Origin of the sequence: Propionicicella superfundia DSM 22317, assembly GCF_000423465.1 — a bacterium.
Lineage (GTDB): Bacteria > Actinomycetota > Actinomycetes > Propionibacteriales > Propionibacteriaceae > Propionicicella > Propionicicella superfundia.
In genome coordinates, this window is record NZ_AUIA01000031.1 from 1 (window position 1) to 3,140 (window position 3,140).

Below are 3,140 nucleotides of genomic sequence, written 5' to 3' on the forward strand. Positions count from 1 at the left end.
CCCGCCACTGCCCTGCTGTCGGCCATGTTCGCGCGAGCTGGCGGCTCAGGAGTGCTGGCGTGGGACAACAACGTCACCCGAGGCACGCTGGGCTGGCGCACCGAGAGCGGCACCCACAGCGCGACAGTGCTCGACCTCATCCCCCGCACCGACGAGCTGCTCACACCAGGTGCGCGAGCGGCCGACCTGGCCGCGGTCGTGCACCACCAGACGATCGACAAGTACGACGTGCTGCGCTCCAACCCGCTCCTGCTCTCCACCGAGCAGAAGCTCACCCCCGACCAGCTCGACGCCGTGCACGCCGTCGCCGCGAAGTACTACCGGCTGATCTTCATGGACTCCGGCAACGACGAAGGCGACGCCCTGTGGCTACGGATGATCGACCACGCCGACCAGATCGTCGTGGCCACCTCCACCCGGCCGGACCACGCCGAAGCCGGACGGCTCCTGCTCAACGCCCTGGCCGACCGCGACGAGCACTCCGCCCGTCTCGCGGACCAGGCCGTCGTGCTCGTCTCCCAGGCCGACCGCGAGGAAGCCGACGCCTCCTCCATCGCCCGCGGCTTCGACGCCCTCGCCCGCGCCGTCGTCACCGTCCCCTACGACCCAGCCATGCGCCAACAGTGGCTGCGCGTCGACAACCTCGCCGCACCCACCCAGCGCGCCTACCTGCGCGCGGCGGCCGCCGTGGCAGCAGGCCTGTGATCACCGGTCACACGGGCAACACGCCGGTGAAGGCCAACTTCCCCCCGATTCTGATACGAGGGTGTTTGGATGGGTCTATGCCGAGAGCCAGCAAGGGTGACAGAGACATCATGGTCACGCGCCCTGCCCGCGCGGTAGGCGACGAGGTTCGCCGCCGAGCGGACGCCATGGGCCTATCCATCAGCGAGTACATCGCGCGCACTCTCGCGCTCGACGTCGGGCTCCCCGACCTCGCTCCACAAGTGCGTCTCGACGAGGAGTTGCCTATGACCGGCTGACCCCCGGGCATGACGAAGGCTCCCGCGCGAACGGGAGCCCTTGCGTCTAGGTGAGAGGACCGAGCGCGAACTCGGTACCTCTCCGATCTGTAGCCGGTTCCCTTGCCCAGGGAGGAGGCGGCGTAGCCGCCCGGCGGTTTTCTCATGCTCAGCGATGGAGGTCGCTTTGTGCTGCCCACGATAGCACCCGCATGCCCGGAGTCCAGTGGTTCGACGATCCGGGACGTGTCGCGCGTCGCCAACGAGTCGGACGCGGCCGGCACTCCCCTGCCGCGCGCGCGCCGGTACTACCGGCCCTGCACGGGCCCGCGTGACGTGCGCAGCACGATCGCACGCTCATGCCGCGGCCGCGCCTGGCGGCCCGCAAACGGCCCTACGCTGCCCGCCACGGTGCCGGTGTGGTCCAGTGCCGCCCACTGGCTGGAAACGCTCGCAGCGGCCCTCAGGACGCCCCAGGGCGAAGAACTGCGCGCGGCCGCCAAGGTCAGCGCGGACACCCTCATCGACGTCGCGGCCGCCGACGCGCGCGCCGCCGACTCACGCACCGGTCGCGGCGTCACCACCGCCCACGAGACCGTCGCCAAGGCCCTCGGCTGCTCAGCCAAGACCGTGCAGCGCGCCAGGACGCTCCTAGAGGCCCTGGGCTTCGCCTGCACCGTGGTCCCGGGCCGCTACCTGACCACGCAGGAGCGGGCGGCCGCGCGTGCGCACCACGGCGGCGACCAGCGCCGCATGGCCTCCGAGCGCGCACTGCTCGTTCCTCGCTCACTATCGAATGTCCACCTACCCCGTCGGGGTTCTTTTACCTCTCCTCTTCCGTCACGTAGTGACTTACCAAAGCGCGCTGACGCGCGCGCTGGAGCCGCTTCGCGGCAGGCAACGAAGAGGAAGATCCCTCGACGCTGCGCTCCGAGGCCACCGATCGGGGTGCAGCGCCTAGCCGCCGGCCTAGCCGAGCGACTCCCGTGGCTCGCCCGAGGCCACATCGGGTCGTTGTGCCGCACGCTGGTCGCCCTCGGCTTGGACGACACCGGGTGGAGCGCCCATGACGTGATCGACATGCTTGACCGCCGCAACATCACCCTCGGCCTGTACGAGCCGTACCCAGGCTCCCAGCGTGACCCGCTCGCGCTGTTTGCTCACCAGGTGCGCGCCGCCCTGCCCGACGTCGACGAGCCGCCGCGCCTGCGGCGCGGCCGCGAGGCGGCCGCCCGCGCGGCCGAGCGCGCCAGGGCACGAGCTGAAAGGGAGGCGGAGGACGCGCGACTGGCGGCAGAGCGCAACGATCCCGTGATTCAGGCCCGGATCGCTGAGACCAAGCGTCGGATGCGCGAGCAGCTCGCGGCCGCCCGGCAGCAGGCCCGCTACCGGCGCTGACGCGCCGACCAGGACCGCGGACCAAGACTTCGAGCGTGAAGGTCACCTCACGCCCTCCCCCTGACGTCCCACTCTGCGGCCACGGACCACCGCGTCAAGCGGCTACGCCGCCGGCTCCTCCGAGAACTTTCGGCACGCGCTCCGGTCGTTCCTCCCTCCGCTTATTTCGCGCCGAAACTTCTCTCCCCCACCGCCCTCCGGGTTGACCCGGAGGCCCTTATGCGGCCGCGACGGGGACAAACGTCAGGGGGCGGGACGAAAAAACGGTCAGCGGCCAAGGCCAAGAGCACGGGGCCGAGTCAGCCCGCCGACGCACCTTTGACCAACTAGACCAAGGAGACCAGCCGTGAGCATCCAGCCCGACCTATTCGGAGACTACGACCGCGCCCAGGAGCAGGCCCAGCGATGGAGGCAGCCCGCGACCTGCCCCGCCTGCGGCACCCAGGAGCCCAGCGGCTACCTACTGCGCCAGAACCACGGAGCGGACCCCGACCAGCCCGGCATCTGCGGATTCCCGCCCGGAGAACACCCCAACTACGCCGCTATGTGCGTCGCTCAGTACCTCGTCAGGAACCACATCATCCACGCCACACGCACCGGCAACGCCGAGCAACTCACCCGAGACAAGACACGCGGCCGCCAGCTCGGCCTAGACGTCGACGCCATCGAGGCAACAGCCCGCGAAGAGACCCGCAAGAAAAACAAGGGACCTACTAGACATCATTGACCAACTAGACTAGACTGACACTATCAACACGGCAGACCAACCGGGGACCTACC

Annotated in this window: 3 protein-coding genes; all 3 read left to right on the forward strand. The window is 69.8% G+C overall.

The features are described 5' to 3' along the window. A partial coding sequence (locus tag G555_RS22570) for a MinD/ParA family ATP-binding protein (protein ID WP_028708029.1) occupies positions 1 to 705 on the forward strand: 705 nt, incomplete at its 5' end. A gap of 503 nt (positions 706 to 1,208) precedes the next feature. Next, on the forward strand, positions 1,209 to 2,360 hold the full coding sequence (locus G555_RS22190; RefSeq protein ID WP_156887443.1) for a helix-turn-helix domain-containing protein: 1,152 nt from the start codon (positions 1,209 to 1,211) through the stop codon (positions 2,358 to 2,360). A gap of 346 nt (positions 2,361 to 2,706) precedes the next feature. Then, the gene (locus G555_RS0105025) at positions 2,707 to 3,087 is read left to right on the forward strand and encodes a hypothetical protein (RefSeq protein ID WP_028708032.1); all 381 of its coding nucleotides are present in this window, start codon (positions 2,707 to 2,709) and stop codon (positions 3,085 to 3,087) included. Positions 3,088 to 3,140 lie beyond the last annotated feature (53 nt).